The 15,168-nt window shown below is 65.9% G+C and carries 12 protein-coding genes; 5 read left to right on the forward strand and 7 right to left on the reverse strand.

Annotated features, from left to right (window positions below; genetic code table 11):
- Nucleotides 1-17: 17 nt before the first annotated feature.
- The 5 genes from LG385_RS07230 to LG385_RS07250 all read left to right on the forward strand — a co-directional run bounded on the left by LG385_RS07230 (nucleotide 18) and on the right by LG385_RS07250 (nucleotide 4,198).
- Nucleotides 18-1,328, forward strand: a complete 1,311-nt coding sequence (locus LG385_RS07230) for an MFS transporter (RefSeq protein ID WP_225773611.1) — start codon at nucleotides 18-20, stop codon at nucleotides 1,326-1,328.
- Nucleotides 1,329-1,363: 35 nt separating this feature from the next.
- A complete protein-coding gene (gene araD1, locus LG385_RS07235) occupies nucleotides 1,364-2,356 on the forward strand; it encodes an AraD1 family protein (RefSeq protein WP_225773612.1) in 993 nt (330 codons plus the stop codon).
- 63 nt (nucleotides 2,357-2,419) lie between these two features.
- A complete protein-coding gene (locus LG385_RS07240; protein ID WP_225773613.1) occupies nucleotides 2,420-2,692 on the forward strand; it encodes a DUF5629 family protein in 273 nt (90 codons plus the stop codon).
- Nucleotides 2,693-2,756: 64 nt separating this feature from the next.
- The gene (locus LG385_RS07245; RefSeq protein ID WP_413247306.1) at nucleotides 2,757-3,917 is read left to right on the forward strand and encodes a lactonase family protein; all 1,161 of its coding nucleotides are present in this window, start codon (nucleotides 2,757-2,759) and stop codon (nucleotides 3,915-3,917) included.
- A 95-nt stretch (nucleotides 3,918-4,012) separates the two neighbouring features.
- Nucleotides 4,013-4,198: a hypothetical protein gene (locus LG385_RS07250; RefSeq protein WP_225773615.1), complete on the forward strand. Its 186-nt coding sequence runs from the start codon at nucleotides 4,013-4,015 to the stop codon at nucleotides 4,196-4,198.
- 221 nt (nucleotides 4,199-4,419) lie between these two features.
- On the opposite strand, the gene LG385_RS07255 is transcribed toward LG385_RS07250, so the two are convergent.
- The 7 genes from LG385_RS07255 to LG385_RS07285 are packed head-to-tail and all read right to left on the reverse strand — an operon-like array spanning nucleotide 4,420 to nucleotide 15,158.
- Entirely contained in the window at nucleotides 4,420-8,052 is a 3,633-nt protein-coding gene (locus LG385_RS07255; RefSeq protein WP_225773618.1) for an AAA family ATPase, read from the reverse strand.
- Entirely contained in the window at nucleotides 8,049-9,281 is a 1,233-nt protein-coding gene (locus LG385_RS07260) for an exonuclease SbcCD subunit D C-terminal domain-containing protein (protein WP_225773620.1), read from the reverse strand. The genes LG385_RS07255 and LG385_RS07260 overlap by 4 nt, the downstream gene beginning before the upstream one ends.
- Before the next feature lie 14 nt (nucleotides 9,282-9,295).
- Nucleotides 9,296-10,909 carry a BatD family protein gene (locus LG385_RS07265; RefSeq protein ID WP_225773622.1) on the reverse strand — a complete coding sequence of 538 codons (1,614 nt, stop codon included), beginning with the start codon at nucleotides 10,907-10,909 and terminating at the stop codon, nucleotides 9,296-9,298.
- Between the two features lie 2 nt (nucleotides 10,910-10,911).
- Nucleotides 10,912-12,633, reverse strand: coding sequence for a VWA domain-containing protein (locus LG385_RS07270; protein ID WP_225773624.1), 1,722 nt, complete (start codon nucleotides 12,631-12,633; stop codon nucleotides 10,912-10,914).
- Nucleotides 12,630-13,691 carry a vWA domain-containing protein gene (locus LG385_RS07275; protein WP_225773626.1) on the reverse strand — a complete coding sequence of 354 codons (1,062 nt, stop codon included), beginning with the start codon at nucleotides 13,689-13,691 and terminating at the stop codon, nucleotides 12,630-12,632. Before LG385_RS07275 ends, LG385_RS07270 begins: the two co-directional genes overlap by 4 nt.
- On the reverse strand, nucleotides 13,684-14,196 hold the full coding sequence (locus tag LG385_RS07280; protein WP_225773628.1) for a DUF4381 domain-containing protein: 513 nt from the start codon (nucleotides 14,194-14,196) through the stop codon (nucleotides 13,684-13,686). The genes LG385_RS07275 and LG385_RS07280 overlap by 8 nt, the downstream gene beginning before the upstream one ends.
- Complete coding sequence (locus tag LG385_RS07285; protein ID WP_225773630.1) at nucleotides 14,193-15,158, reverse strand: DUF58 domain-containing protein; 966 nt, start codon at nucleotides 15,156-15,158, stop codon at nucleotides 14,193-14,195. Before LG385_RS07285 ends, LG385_RS07280 begins: the two co-directional genes overlap by 4 nt.
- Nucleotides 15,159-15,168: the final 10 nt, after the last annotated feature.

Here is a 15,168-nt window from a genome sequence, read left to right on the forward strand (position 1 = left end):
GACCTGGAGACCGACCCATGAGCCAGGAACTCGGGCTTATTCGCCGCATCACCTTCAAACTGATTCCCTTCCTTGTATTGCTGTACCTGGTGGCCTATGTGGACCGCTCGGCGGTGGGCTTCGCCAAGCTGCACATGGGCGCGGACATTGGCATCGGCGACGCTGCCTATGGCATGGGCGCCGGGCTGTTCTTCATCGGTTACTTCCTGTTGGAGATCCCCAGCAACCTGATGCTGGAGCGCTTCGGCGCGCGGCGCTGGTTCGCCCGCATCATGATCACCTGGGGCGCCATCACCGTAGGCATGGCGTTCATTCAGGGGCCCTACAGTTTCTATGCAATGCGCCTGCTGCTGGGCGCTGCCGAAGCGGGCTTCTTCCCGGGCGTGCTCTACTACATCACCCAGTGGTTCCCGGTGCGCCACCGCGGCAAGATCCTCGGCCTGTTCATTCTTTCCCAACCCATCGCCATGATGATCACCGGGCCCGTTTCCGGTGGGCTGCTCGGCATGGAAGGGGTGCTGGGCCTGCACGGCTGGCAGTGGTTGTTCATCGTGATCGGCACGCCGGCCATTCTGCTCACCTGGCCAGTGCTGCGCTGGCTACCTGATGGCCCCCGCCAAGTGAACTGGCTGAGCGAGGAAGAAAAGAACTGGCTCACCGGTGAACTGGAAAAGGACCTGCGCGAGTACGGGCAAACCCGCCATGGCAACCCGCTGCACGCGCTGAAAGATTTCCGCGTGCTGCTGCTGGCGCTGTTCTACTTGCCCGTAACCCTGAGCATTTATGGCCTTGGCCTGTGGCTGCCTACGCTGATCAAACAGTTTGGCGGCAGTGACCTCACTACCGGGTTCGTGTCGGCTGTGCCTTATGTGTTCGGGATCATCGGCCTGTTGATCATCCCCCGTAGTTCGGACCGCTTCAACGACCGCTACGGCCACCTCGCGGTGCTTTATGTGCTGGGCGCCGCCGGGCTGTTCGGCGCTGCATGGTTTGCCGCGCCCATGTTGCAGCTGGCTGCATTATGCGTGGTGGCGTTCGCCTTGTTCTCCTGCACTGCTGTGTTCTGGACGCTGCCGGGGCGGTTCTTCGCTGGCGCCAGCGCTGCCGCCGGGATCGCCCTGATCAACTCGGTGGGCAACCTGGGCGGCTATCTGGGGCCGTTCGTGGTCGGCGCGCTGAAAGAGGCCACTGGCCAGCTCGCCAGCGGCTTGTATTTCCTCACCGGCGTGATGCTGTTCGGCCTGGTGCTCACCTTTATCGTTTACCGGGTGCTGGAGCGGCGCCACGCGCTGCCGGCGGAAGCCTTCGCTGCCAGTGCCCGCTCGTGACTTCGCCTGCCTCTGAATCGTAGAGAGAGACCGCTATGCGCTTAGTACAATTGCAAACCGCCGCCGGTAACCGCCACGTGGGTGTAGTAGAAGGCGACCAGGTACAGATCCTGGCGGACGTGGAGTCCACCCGTGAGCTGGCCCTGCGCGCCATCGCCGAGGGCCGCAGCCTGTCGGCCCAGGCCGAACTGTGCGGCCGGGGTGAGCGGCTGAGCTACCGGCAACTGCTGGATGAGCAACGCATCCTGTCCCCGCTGGACCATCCTGATACCGCCCATGTGTTGGTCACCGGCACCGGGCTCACCCACCTGGGCAGCGCTTCCACCCGGGACAAGATGCACCAGCAGGCCAACGATGAAGCCGCCATCACCGACAGCATGAAGGTGTTCAAGTGGGGTGTGGAAGGGGGCAAGCCGCCGACAGGGCAGGCGGGCGTGCAGCCGGAGTGGTTCTATAAGGGGGACGGCAGCATCCTGGTGCGCCCGGGCGGGTCCTTCCCGCTGCCGCCGTTCGCCGAAGACGCCGGTGAAGAGCCTGAGCTGGCCGGGTTGTACGTGATCGGCCCAGACCACCGCCCGTATCGCCTGGGCTATGCGTTGGGCAACGAGTTTTCCGACCATGTGATGGAGCGCAAGAACTACCTCTACCTGGCCCATTCCAAGCTGCGTGCCTGCGCCTTCGGGCCTGAACTGCGGGTAGGGCCGCTGCCCGAGCACCTGGCCGGCACCAGCCGCATTCGTCGCGACGGCGAGGTGCTGTGGGAGAAGGAGTTTCTCAGCGGTGCGGCCAACATGTGCCACAGTTTCGAGAACCTGGAATACCACCACTTCAAGTACGCGCAGTTCCTGCGGCCCGGGGATGTGCATGTGCACTTCTTCGGCACAGCTACGCTGTCGTTCGCCGACGGCATCAAGGCGCAGCCGGGTGACCACTTCGAGATCAGCCTGGACGCTTTCGGCGAGCCGCTGGTGAACGGTATCGCACCCGCCGAAGCGGTATTCCAGCCAGGGGGCGTGCAGGTTTTGTAAGCGCCACACGCCGCGCTCGCGCCGCAAGGGTAGAATGCGCCCTCTACCTTTGCGGAGCCCCTCATGACCCTCTCCCTCGCCGAAGCGCTCGACAGCGCCGACATGCTTATCATCGACGACCTGTACGCCTTCGAATTCGACCTGGGCGACACCGGCCTCAGCATCATCACCATGGATGGGCGAACGGAACGGCGCTGGCATTTCAGCCTCGAAGCCTTGGCCAGCGCAACCTTCGTCACAGAAAGCGACCAGTGGAAAATTATCGGATCCGATGCCGAGCATCGGCTACGCTTGCTGGAAGCCTTCTCTGCCGAAGAAGATGACGACCAAGAATAAAGCGGTAGGCAGTCTGGGGGTCAACTTTTGCGCGCGGCCACGGTCTTCCAACGAGGATTCATTCATGCTGCGAGTGCTGATGTCGCTTACTCTTGCCGGAGCCGCCACCCTTGGCTCCTCCCTTGCCAGTGCAACCACCTACGACCTTCTGGTCGGTACTTACACCCAGGCCAGCAGCCAGGGCCTTTACCGCCTGCGCTTCGACAGCCAGACCGGCCAGATCGCCAGCGAGCCGGTGCAGGTGATCAAAACAGATAACCCCTCCTGGCTGGCCTTGAACAAAGCCCAGACCCGGCTATTCGTGGCCAATGAGAACGGCCCTGGGCAGAAGGACCCGGTCGGGAAGGTGAGCAGTTACCGCATCGACCCTGCTACCCATGAGATCACCTTGGTCAACCAGGTGGAAACCAAGGGTGACGAGCCTACCCACGCGAGCTTGAGCGAAGACGAGCAATTCCTCTTCATCTCCAACTACGCGGTTCAACCCGATCCAGGCGGAAGCCTGGCGGTGTTGCCGATCAAGGAGGACGGCAGCCTGGGTGAGGTGATCCAGCAGTTCAAGAACGCCCCCAGCCGGGTGAACGCCGAGCGCCAGGCCAGCGGCCACGTGCACTCGGTGGTGGGCAACCGGGGTTACCTGTACGCCAGTGATCTGGGCGCGGACAAAGTGTTCATCTATCGCTTCCAAGGCAACGCCCAAGCGCCGCTGAACCCCGCCAGCCCGGCTTCGGTTGCCCTGCCGCCAGGCAGCGGCCCCCGGCATTTGCTGTTCGATGCCAGCGGCGAACATGCCTGGCTTACCCTGGAAATGCCGGCCCAGGTGGCCAGCTTCCAGTGGCGCGCGGGCAACCTGGTGCGCACCCAGGTGCTGGACCTGGCGCCTGGCCAACAGCCGGCCACTGGCGCAGGCGGAGGGTTGCACTTGTCGCCCGATGGCAAGTTCCTCTACGTGGCCAACCGCGGCGCGGTGAACGAGCTGGTGGTGTATGCGGTGGACCGTGAAGGCGGGCTCAAGCTCGTGCAGCGGCGCTCCATCGAAGGGGACCATCCGCGTGAGTTCACGCTGGACCCCACCGGCCGCTTTGTGTTGATCGCCAACCAGAAGAGCAACGAGATCGTGGTGATGGAGCGCGACGCGAAGACCGGCATGCTGCAGCGCACGGTTCAGCACTATCGGCAGGATTCACCGTCCGATCTGAAGTTTCTCGCTCCGCTGCATCAATAGCGGTAATACCCGATAACGGCGCAATGAATTTCTGCCGCCACGCTCCGGGGCGTAAGTTGACCTCACAGTCACTCACGTCCCGGAGGAACGCCATCATGAACTTCAATCTGTTTTCCGTTATCGCTGCATCCGCCATTTCCGCCTCGGTAGCCTTGCCTGCCGGCGCCACGGTTGCGGACGACAAGACCAGCCGTTCGAGCCAGAGCTACACCCAGCACTACCTGCAAAAAAGCGCCAGCTACTACGCGGCACTGAACCACAAGATCGCCGACGAACATTGATCTGAACCCGGAGAACGCGCCATGGCCAAGGCCATTCTGATGTGCGCCCGCCAAGGCGCCTGCTTCGCCCTGGCCAGTTACAGCGCGGTGGTGGTTGCGGCGCTGATTGCCAGCCAGTTGGTGTAATACCACACCAACTGCTGGGCCCCACAGTGTGGGAGTAGGCGAAGCCTGCGAACCGGTTCAAAGCCATTCCCGGGCCCCGCTAACGCCCCAAGCCCTTAAGGCACCACCGTCACCTCGCTCAAGCCATTGCCATGCCGCCGTACCTGGATCTGCACCGGGATGCGTTCGTGCATCTCCTGTACATGGGAGATCACCGCCACCTTGCGGCCCTGGGCCTGGAGGTTGTCCAGCGCATCCATGGCCAGTTGCAGGGATTCGGGGTCGAGGCTGCCGAAGCCTTCGTCGATGAACAGCGATTCGATCCGCAGCGTGCTGGACGCCATGGATGCCAGCCCCAGCGCCAACGCCAGGGAAACGAGGAAGGTTTCGCCGCCGCTCAATGAGTGCACCGAGCGCACCTCATCGCCCATTTCGGTGTCCACCACCAGCAAGCCCAATGCACTGCCGCCACGCTTGAGCCGGTAACGCCGCACCAGCTGCAGCAGTTGGGCATTGGCGTGGCGGATCAGCAGGTCGAGGTTGTAGGCTTGGGCGATCTTGCGCAGGCGATCGCCTTCAGCGGAGCCGATCAGCGCCGAGAGGCGGCCCCAACGGCGGTATTCGGCCTGGGCAGCCTCCAATTGTTCGGCCAGGGCTTCGCGGGCCTGGCGCCGGCGGTCGTCTTCCAGCTGGGCGGCGCGCAGCTCGGCGCAGGCCTGTTCCTGGCGCTCGCATTCGGCTGTTATCGTCGCCAACGCGACGGCCAGGGCTTGGGCATCCAACGCATTGGCGCTGGCCTGCGCTACATGCGCCTCTAATCGCTGTTCCCGCTCCTGCACCAATACCTGTGCATTCTCCACAGCGCTTTGAGCTTCACGCAGGCGAGCGCGTAATTGCTCCACTTCCTCGGGCGAAACGGCCAGCAAACGCTGCAACGCCGGGTCATCCAGGGTAGGGCAGGTGATACGCCAACCCTGCAGCGATGTTCCCAACTCCGCCAGCTCTGCCTCTACGGCGGCTTGCTGGTCAAGCAAGGCCTGTTGGCGGGCTTGCGCAGCGAGTACTTCACTGCCAGCACGTTGCAACGCCTGGGCCGCCTCGGCATGCCGGATGCGCGCGGCCTCAACCGCTTGCTCCAGCACGGTTTGCCAGGCCTGGGCACTGGCATGGGCGCCAAGGCGCTCGGCCAAGCCGACTCGCAGTTGCGCGCGCCGCGCCTGCAAGCCTTGCAAGCCGTCGCGCAGCGCTTCCAGTTGCTGGGCAAGCCCCTGCTGCTGGGCCTCGCACACTTGAATCTGCTGCTGCCGCTGGCCCTGGGCCAACGCCTGCGCGTGTTGCTGCTCCAGCAATCCGAGGCGTTCGGCGAGGCTGGCTTCCAATGCCGCAACCGCCTTCGCCGGCCCGGTACGCAGGTCCTTCAGCACGCCATCGGGCAGCAACCCCGTGAACGCCTCAAGTTCTTCATCGAAACGCGCCTGCTCCCGCGTACGCTGGTCCTGCGCGGCCTGCGCCGCGCGCTCGGCTTCCTCGGCGGCTTGCTGGGCGGCACGCAGTTCGTTCTGCTGTTGAGTGGCCTGAGCCTGGGCGGCCAGTAACGCCTTGAGCTGGTTTTCGTCCGTGCTTATCTGCTCCCGCAGCCGGGCCAGCCCATCGCTCAGCCAAGCCTGACGCCCAGCCGCCGGCACCGCCAGCAAGGCATCGTGCCGGGGCAGGGCCTTGAGTGCATCCAGCAGCGTAGTGTTGTGAGCTTCGCCGCGCTGCTGCTGTTCGTGCAGGGCTTTTTGCTGCTCCATCAGGCCGCGCACCTCGGCCCGCAACTCAGCCAGGCGATCGGCCAGGGCCTTTACCTTGTCTTGCGCCGCTTGTATGTCCGCCAGGTCCTGGGCTTCCAGCGTTTCAAGCACGCTGTCAGCACTGGCGCCGTGGCTCGGGTGCTCGGCGCTGCCACACACGGGGCAGGGCGCACCGGGGTTCAACCCCGCCTTGAGCCGCGCCAGGTGCTGGCGTTCCAGCAGTTGCACCGTCACGTCCAGCGCCTGGCTGGCGGCCTGATGCTCGGTGCTGACCGCCTTGCCTTCGGTAGTGCGCTGCTCGCGCTGCTGGGCCAGGCGATGCTGTTGCGCGGCCAGCTCGCTCAGGCGCTCTTGCACCTCGGCGCAGCGTCGCCACTGGCCTTCCAATGCGCCGAGATCCTCCAGTGCCGTCCGGTTGTCGCGGATCAGTTCGCTCAGCAGTTGTAGGCGTTCGCCAAGGTCGTCGGTGGCGCCCAGGCGGGCCTGCAGGTCATCGAGCAAGGCCTGCGCCGACGCCCGTGCCTGCCCGGCAACCCGCGCGGCTTCCTGGAAGGGTGGCAGCTGGCCGTCCAGTCGGCTGACGCGGCTGGCCAAGTCCACCAACTGTTGCAGCCGTGGCTGATACCCTTGCCAGGCATCCGCCAGCCGAGCTAGTTCGGTGCTCTGCTCCAGCCGCGCCCCGATGGCCTGCTGCACATCAGCGGCTTGCCTCTGGGCCTGGGCGAGAGTGGCTAGCGTTTGCTCGCCTTCGAGGTGCTGTCGTTCGAGCTGAGCCTGCCGCGCCTGTTGAGGGGCCAGGTCCTGTTCAAGATGATGCAGTGCGGCCTGCTGGTCGAACGCTTCGCGAAGCGCGGGTGCGGCTTCGGCGTGGCCCGCCAGGGCCGCCTGCAAGTGAATATCGGCGGCTTCAAGCTCAGCCTGCGCTTGGGTAGAAGCCTGTTGGGCGTGGGCAAGCAAACCGGCCGCTTCGGTGCAGGCGGGGCCGAGGGTGGCGAGTTGAGTTGTGAGCCGGGCCTGGCGTTCAAGCAGCGCTCGCTGTGGCGCCAGGGCATCAAGGTGGGCAAGGTCTTGGCGGTCATCGCCCAGCTGATCCCAGCGAAGTCCGGCCTGCGCGAGCGCGTCTGCCGCTGCCGCCCGCTCGGCGGTCAACCGCTCACGCGCCTGATAGTGCTCATGCTGGGCTTCGCGTTCGCGGCGCTGGCCCTGGGATTGCAACAGCCCTTGGCGGGCTTCGTCGAGGCGTGCATCGAGGGCCAGGCGCTCCTCTTCGTCCATCGCCGAGAACGCACCTTCCTGCGCCTGCAGCGCTTCAAGCTGTTGCCGCGCGGCGCGGGCCTTGTCGTACGCGCGGCGGCCAAGGCGGCTATACACTGCCGTGTCGGTGAGTTTTTCCAGCAGTTCGCTGCGCTCGTTGTCATCGGCTTTGAGGAAGGCGCTGAACTCGCTCTGGGCGAGCAACACCGCGCGGGTGAACTGCTCGAAATTCAGGCCCAGCCGTGCCTCAAGAAGAGGCCGGTATTCACCTTTCTGGGTCGCTAGCAGGCGATCGCTGTCCAGATCCAGCAGGGTCTGGCGGCTGGGTTGCAGCTTGCCGCCAGCTTTTTCCCTTGCGCGGTTGGCCTCCCAGCGCGCCCGATAGCGCACGCCGTCCACGCCGATGAAATCGACCTCCGCGAAGCCCGCGCCGGCCCCCCGGCGCAGCAGGTTACGTGGGTCGCCGGTAGCGATATCGCCGTCCACGTCCGGCACCTTGGTGTCCCGGCCAATGTCGCCCAGGCGCGGCACGCTGCCGAATAAAGCGAGGCACAGGGCGTCGAGCAGTGTGCTTTTACCGGCTCCGGTGGGGCCGGTGATGGCGAACAGTCCAGCACTGGCCAGTGGCTCGGTGGTGAAGTCCAGTTCCACCGGGCCCGCCAGGCTGGCCAGGTTCTTCAGGCGGATCGCCAGGATTTTCATGGCTGTTCCTCCAGTTCGTCTTCCTGCATCAACAGCAGAAAATCGCCAAGGGTAGCCTCGTCTACAGCGCTGCCGTACTGCTCTTCCCAAGCGCGGCTGAACACCTGCTCGGGTCTAAGCTGCTCGAGGTGCTGCAGGGCTGCGGTGTCTTCGCGGCTTCCGGTGCCCAGGTATTCGACGGCGATGCGCACCAGCCGCGTGGCCTTGCCGGCCAGGGCCGTTTCGATACGGGTGCGCAGTTCCGGCTGGGGCTCGTCGAGCTGCACCCGCACCTCCAGCCAGGGGTGCTGCACAACGCTGGCAAGCAGGTCCGGCAGGGGCAGCGCTTCCAGTTTGGCGATCACTTCGTCCAGGCGCGCCGGGCCTACGCGCAACAGGTCAACCGCACGCGGCACACGGTGGGGAAGCACCTGCGTAAGCTGCTCGCCCTCGAAATCCACTTGCAATATCTGGTGGGGATAGTCCACTTCAGAGAACGACAGCGGAATGGGCGAGCCGCTGTAGCGCAGGCGCTGTTCACCGTTCACCTGTTGCGGTTTGTGCAAGTGCCCCAGCGCCACGTAGCCCACGCTGTCGTCGAACAGGCTGGCCGGCAACGCTTCGGCGGTACCGATCACCAGGCTGCGCTCGGAATCGAGTGACACCGCGCCACCTGCCATGTGGGCATGGCTGATCGCGATCAGTGGCTGGCCAGGCTGCCGCCGCTCGTTGGCGGCAGCGATCAACCGCCGATGAACCTGGGCGATACCCCCCAGGTAATCCTCCCCCAGGTGCGGCCCGGTCACTTCGGCGGGCCGCAGGAACGGCAGCGCGAGGCACCATGCAGCAGTGGCACCGCTGGCATCGCTGAGTGGTATCAGCAGGCGTTCACAGTCCAGGTTGCCGTCGTCCAGCCACAGCACGCGGCCCAGTGCATGGGTGCGCAAGCGGCGCATCAGCGGGGCGGGCAACTCGATCCGTGAGCCTGAGTCATGGTTGCCGGCGATCATCACGATGGTGAGCGAAGGCAAGGCTTCGTGGGCGTTGACGATGAAATCGTACAGGCGCTCCTGCGCTTTGAGCGGGGGGTTGACCGTGTCGAAGATGTCCCCGGCGATCAGCAGGGCATCGGGGGCCAGCGCTACGATGCGCGCCAGCAGCCAGGTGAGGAACGCATGATGTTCATGGTCACGGTCCTGGCCGTGGAGGCTTTGGCCAAGGTGCCAGTCGGAGGTGTGCAACACGCGCATGGGGAGTCTCGGAACTATTTAGGGTAAAGCGGCGGAAGGTTTTCTTCCGCCCCGGGGACGTGGCGGCTGTTTGCCGGGATGGCGCTGACCGCCTGCCACAGGCGTGCCCCTTGCCAATAACGGCCGGCTTCGCTGTACAGCGCGCCGTTGAGGCCATCAAGGGCGTCCGACAAAGGCGGGTAGCGTTCGGCCAGCTGGGCCAGGGTTTCTGGTTGCTGGCGGGCCCAGGCATCCAGTGCCTGGCGAGACGCTTGGGGGTCGTTGTTGCCACAGGCGCGCCGAAGGTCGTCCAGCAGGCTGCGAGGGCTGGGCCCTACAGCGGCCAGCCGGGCCACTGCGGGCTGCGAGCGCGCACGCCACCATAGGCCGAAGCCCAACAGGCTGGTGCACAACAATACCCCGGTGGCTGCCTGCCAGGGCCATAGCAGGCGAGGGAGGGGAGCAGCTGCCGCGGGCTTGTCTGCCAAGGGCAGGGTGGCGCGCTCGGTCACCTGCAGGGTGCGGGCCGGCAGGCTGGTACGCTCCAGGTGGTCTTCACGCGTGTTCCACCACACCACTTCCACTGGCGGCAGCTCCGTATCGCCCGCCCGTACAGGCACCAGCGCTTCACGCTCCTGGCGGCTGCCGACCAGGCCGCGCTCGGTGCCCTGGTCGTTGAGCTGGGGTTGGTCGGGGTAGCGGCGAATACCCGGTAGCTCTGCGCTGGGCAACGGCGGTAGCTGCGCGCCTGAAAGCCCCTCGGCGCGAAGGGTGAGGGTGCGGGTGAGTGAATCGCCGACCCGGGCTTGCTCGGGCGCCGGGTTCCAGCTTTCGGTGACGGTCAGGCTGCGTGCCGGTAGCCAGGTGGCGTCCGCCGGATACACCGCAGGCTTGGCCATAACGCTCATGGTGATCTGCGCAGAGCGCACGCGAAGCTGCGCGCCCGCCCTGGGCTTGCCGGTATCGTCGGTTTCCACCGAGGTAGCGGTGAACAGCAGCGCGGGCAGGATGAGCTGGCCGCTGCGTTGGGGGTAAATCGCATAGCGTGTTTCGATCACCCCATGGCGCACGCCATTGATGACCTTCTCGTAGGTGCGTCGATTACCCAAGGGTTCGACGATCGCATCGGCCAGCTGTGGTGGGGCGAAGGTGCTGTCGTCGTAGAGGGCAACAGAGTGGTATACCCGCAGCGTAAGGATCACCTGCGCCTGCACGTACACCTGGTCCTGGTCCAGCCGCGCCTCGATGAACACCGGCTCGGCGGTGGCGGCGATCGGGGTATCGGCATCCAGCACCTGAAGCACGATCGGCTGGCTGCGCAACTCGCCCAGGCTCAAGCCAGGGAGGGTGAGGGTACCGCTTTGGCGAGCCACCAGCGTGATGATCCAGCGGGTGCTGGCGCCACGGTCATCCGCGAGGCTGGCCGGCTGGTTCACCTGGCGCACATCGCCCACGTCGAATTGCGCTTGCAGTGGCGTGGTATCCGGCCGGCCGAACAGGGTCACGTCATTGGTCTGCAGGGTGAGCTCGAAAGACTCGCCCACTGCCAGGCGGGTTCGATCGACACTGGCCACCAGCACGCTCGCCGACGCCCCAAGGGGCAGCAATGCGAGAAAGCTGCAGAATAGAAAGGCACAGAGCCGACTCATCGTTATTGTTCCTGCCGTTGTTGCTGTTCGTACCAGAATTTGCGCCGCAGCAATTCTGACGGATCGTCGGGGATCTGTCGCAGCCATTGCTCCAGGGATTCCCGCGCCTCGTCCTCGGGGTAGTCCCCAGTACTGGCCAGGCTGCTGGTGCCTTTGGGTGGGGTATCGCTTTCGCCCGTTCCGCCACTGGTTGCCATAGTCGCCTGGCCAGCCGTATCTGGCCCCGGCGGGGCGGTGGGCGGTGCCTTGGGATCGCTGGGGTTGGCCTGGCTTTGACCGGAGGTCGCCTCGCCTTGGGAAGGCGAGGCTTGGGCCGCGGAGCTTTCAGTGGGCGGGGCGGCGGCCTTGCGGGCATCCAGCAGCGCCTTCACCAAGGTTTGGTTACTGCGCGCGGCGGTCAAGGCGGGTTGGCGCTCCAGCGCCTGCTCGTAGGCTTCCACCGCGGCATCCAGTTCGCCCGCCAGGGCCAGCGCATTAGCGCGGTTGTAATGGTCGGCTGCGGTGTCGCCCTGGGCAAATTGCTTGGCCGCTTCGGCATATTGGCCGGCGCGGTACAGGGCTACACCCCGCCAGCGAAAGTCGCTGAACTGTTGGGCCGCCAGTGCAGGTTGCCCTTGGGCCAGCAGCCGTTGGCCCTGTTGATCCGGCCGCCACCACAGGTCGGCCAGGCTGAAGGCGTAGGCAGGGGTTGGCAATCCGCCCAGGCACAGCCATAGCGGCAGGCACAGCAGCCAGCCACGGCGCCCGGCCAGGGCGGCAATGGCCAGCAATGGCAGCAACAGCCAGTACCCTTGGTCCGCCCAACGGTCCAGTGGGTGCGCTGGGCCGTCATCGGCAGCCATCGGCGTATGAGGTGCGTCGAACAGGCCGAGGGCCCGCAGGTCATGATTGTCCAGGCGAGCGGTTTCATAGCGGCCGTGACCATGGCCTGCGGCCGCCGCAAGGGCTGGTATATCCAGCCGTGGCAATGCGATCCCGCCGTCATCACCCTTGAGCAGTTCACCGTTCTCCAACGCCACGGGGGCCCCTTCAGGGCTGCCGACGCCGAGCACCAGCAACGGCGGTGCGCGCCGGCCGAGCCAGTGGTCTATCCCCTGCAGTTCCTGCTCGGTGAGGCTGGAGGTAATCAACAGCAAACGGCCGGAGCCCTGACCGGCCTGTGCCAGAAGGTCCAAACCCTGACGCACGGCCAGGTCGGCGCGTTGGCCGGGCTCTGGCATCAGAGAGGGTTTGAGTGCCGCCAGCAGGTTGCTACTGGTGGCTTGGTCGTTGGACAGCGGCACCAGTGTGTGTGCGCTGCCGGCATACACCACGATCGCGGTTTGCGCATCGGCCCGGTGCTGCAGCAGGTCGAGGATCTTGCGCCGTGCCTGCCCAAGGCGGTCCGGGGACGCATCGCGGGCAAGCATGTGCGGTGTGAGCTCGAGGAGTATCACCAGCGGGTCGTCTGGCCGCTGGCTGATCTGTTGCTCGCGCTGCCAGCCCGGCCCGACCAGCGCCAGCCCCGCCAACGCCGCGGCGAGTCCCAACAATACCCGCGGCGTTCGCTCGCGGCGGCCGCTCGGGCTTCCGCGCAGCAACGTACCGTGGAAGGCGCGCGGTAACAACGCCTGCCAGCGGCCGCTGCGTCGGCGGCGCAGCCACAATGCCCAGCACAGCCAGGCCAGTATCGGCCAGGCTGCAAGCCAGCCAGGGCGTGCCCAGTGTGGCCACCATTCAATCATGGGCGCTGCCTCAAGCGGTCAACCTGGCTGCGCCAGGCGGCAGGCAGGCGCACCGATCGCATCCAGGCGTAGCGGCGCAGCAAAGGCAGCAAGCGCTGGCAGACCATCAATGCCACCAGCACCACAGCCGCCGCCAGGGGCCACTGATACAGCTCGTTGACCGGGCGCACACGGGTCGGCTGCTGATTCACCGGTTCGAGCCGGTCCAGCGCCTCGCCGATTCCTTGCAGGTCGCGGCCGTCCCGCGCCCGGAAGTATTCTCCCGCTGTCGCGCTGGCAATCGCCTGCAGCGCGGTTTCGTCCAGGTCGCTGGTGGGGTTCAGGCCCAGCGCGGCGTTCGCCGCTGCTGCCTGCGGGTCGGCACCGATGCCGATAGTGTGAATCCGCACCTGCTCGCTAGCGGCCAGGCGCGCGGCGACCAGCGGCTGGATGTGCCCACCGTTGTTGGCGCCGTCGGTCACCAGAATCAGCACCCGGCTGTCTGCCGGGCGCAGGCGCAGGCGTTTGACTGCCAGGCCGATGGCGTCGCCGATCGCGGTGGTTTGCCCGGCGATCCCCACTTGCGCGTCGTCCAGCCAGGTGCGCACGGTATGCCGGTCGAAGGTGAGTGGCGCTTGTACGTAGGCCCGGCTGCCAAACAGGATAAGACCTACCCGGTCGCCCTCGCGGGTTTCCAGGAAATCCCCCAGCAAGTGCTTCACCAGGGCTAGCCGGCTTACGTTTTCGCCCTGCCATTGCATATCCGGGTAATCCATGGAGCCCGACACGTCCACCGCCACCAGCAGGTCGCGGCCGCTGGCAGGCAGGGGCAGTGGCGGGCCCAGCCACTGCGGGCGGGCGGTCGCCAGCAGTAGCAGCCCCCACACCAGGGCGTAAGGCAGTTGCTGGCGCCAGCCAGGCAGGCCGCGGCTGGCACGGCGCCGGCTGAGGCTGGCAAGGTCATCGAGAAAGCCTACCTGCAACACCTGTTCCCCGCTGTCGGCGGGCGGCAGAGCCCGGCGCAGCAGCCAGGGCAGGGGGGCGAGCAGAAAGATCAGCGGCCAGGCGAACTCAAGCATGTTTGCGAATCCAGATTTCAACCGCCTGATACAACCCGTTGATGGCTTTGTCGTCGAGTTTGCACTCGGGCCGGTACACCCCTTCTACCAGGATCATCCAGCGCGTAAGCCCTGCGGCGGGGCACCGGTTGTCCAGGAACGCCAGCCATTTACGGCCGTTGAGGGTATGGCTGTGGGCCCCGGGGTAATGGTTGCGGCACACACGCTTGAGCAGGGCGTTGAGTTGCTGCAGCCAGGCACCGGCGGGCGCACCGTCGTAAGGGCGGGGCATGAGTGCCAGTTCGGCCAATGCCTCGAGGCGTACCGGGTCCACGGCGTGATCGGCCGCAGGCGCGGGCACCTCCATAGGGGGCTCTTCAGGCAAGGGTCGCCTGCGCCAGTACCACAGCGCGGTGATTGCCGCCGCCGCCAGCAGCGCCGCCAACACCCACCAGCCTGCAGCCAGTGGCCAGGCGCCAACGGCCGGCGGCTCGATCAAAGGCTGCAGCCGTGCCAACGGGTTCATTGTACGGGGCTCGCCACGGGCAGCATGCCGGGCCGGGGCCTGGCGCTTGTGTACTCGCGTAGCTGGTCCACGGCGTCGGCGCGGGTACTCAACGGCAGTACCAGCAACCCCAGCTTTTGCCCGAGCCGTTCCCAGCGTGCCTGGCGTGCCTCGCCCAGTGCCTGATAGTTGCGCCGCAATTGCGCGTCGCTGGTGTCGATTTCCAGATGCGCTTCACCCAGGCCGAACTGCAGCAGCCCAGCGGCTGGCAATGCGTGGTCCATGGGGTCGCTGATGGGCAGCAGCAGCAGGTCGCAATGCCGTGCCAGTAGGGTCAATTGCTGCTCGGCGGCATCGCTCAGGGCGCGTTCGTCACAGATCACGATCGCCAGGCTGCCGGGGCGCAATACTTCCCGCGCCCGGCGAAGCGCGGTGCCCAGAGGGTCCGCGGCCGGGGCGCTGTCGGTGGTCAGTGCGGCGTTTACCCGAGCCAGGCGGTCGAGCAGTTGCAGCAGGCTTTGCTTGCTGCGTCGGGGTTTGATCTCGTAGTGCTCAAGGTCACCGAATACCAACCCGCCGATGCGGTCGTTGTGTTCCAGCGTGGCCCAGCCAAACAGCGCCGCCACCCGCGCCGCGACGGTGGATTTGAATGCGCTGGCCGAACCGAAGAACAATTGCCGGCTTTGCTCCACCAGGATGAAGATCGGCCGTTCCCGCTCTTCATGGAACAGCTTGGTGTGGGGCTCCTGGGTGCGCGCCGTTACCCGCCAGTCGATGTTCCGCACGTCGTCCCCGGCCTGGTACACGCGCACCTGGTCGAAATCCACGCCGCGCCCACGCAACTTGGAATGGTGCAGGCCGATCAACGGGCTGCGCTGGCCGGGCTTGGAAAACAGCTGCACCTCGCGCACTCGATGGCGCATCTCGATCAGTTCGGCGAGGGTAACGGTGATGCCTGGGGCGGCCCGTGGGTGGCTGTTCATGGTCGCTGGC

It is taken from the genome of Pseudomonas sp. Marseille-Q5115 (assembly GCF_916618905.1).
Classification (GTDB): Bacteria; Pseudomonadota; Gammaproteobacteria; order Pseudomonadales; family Pseudomonadaceae; genus Aquipseudomonas; species Aquipseudomonas japonica_A.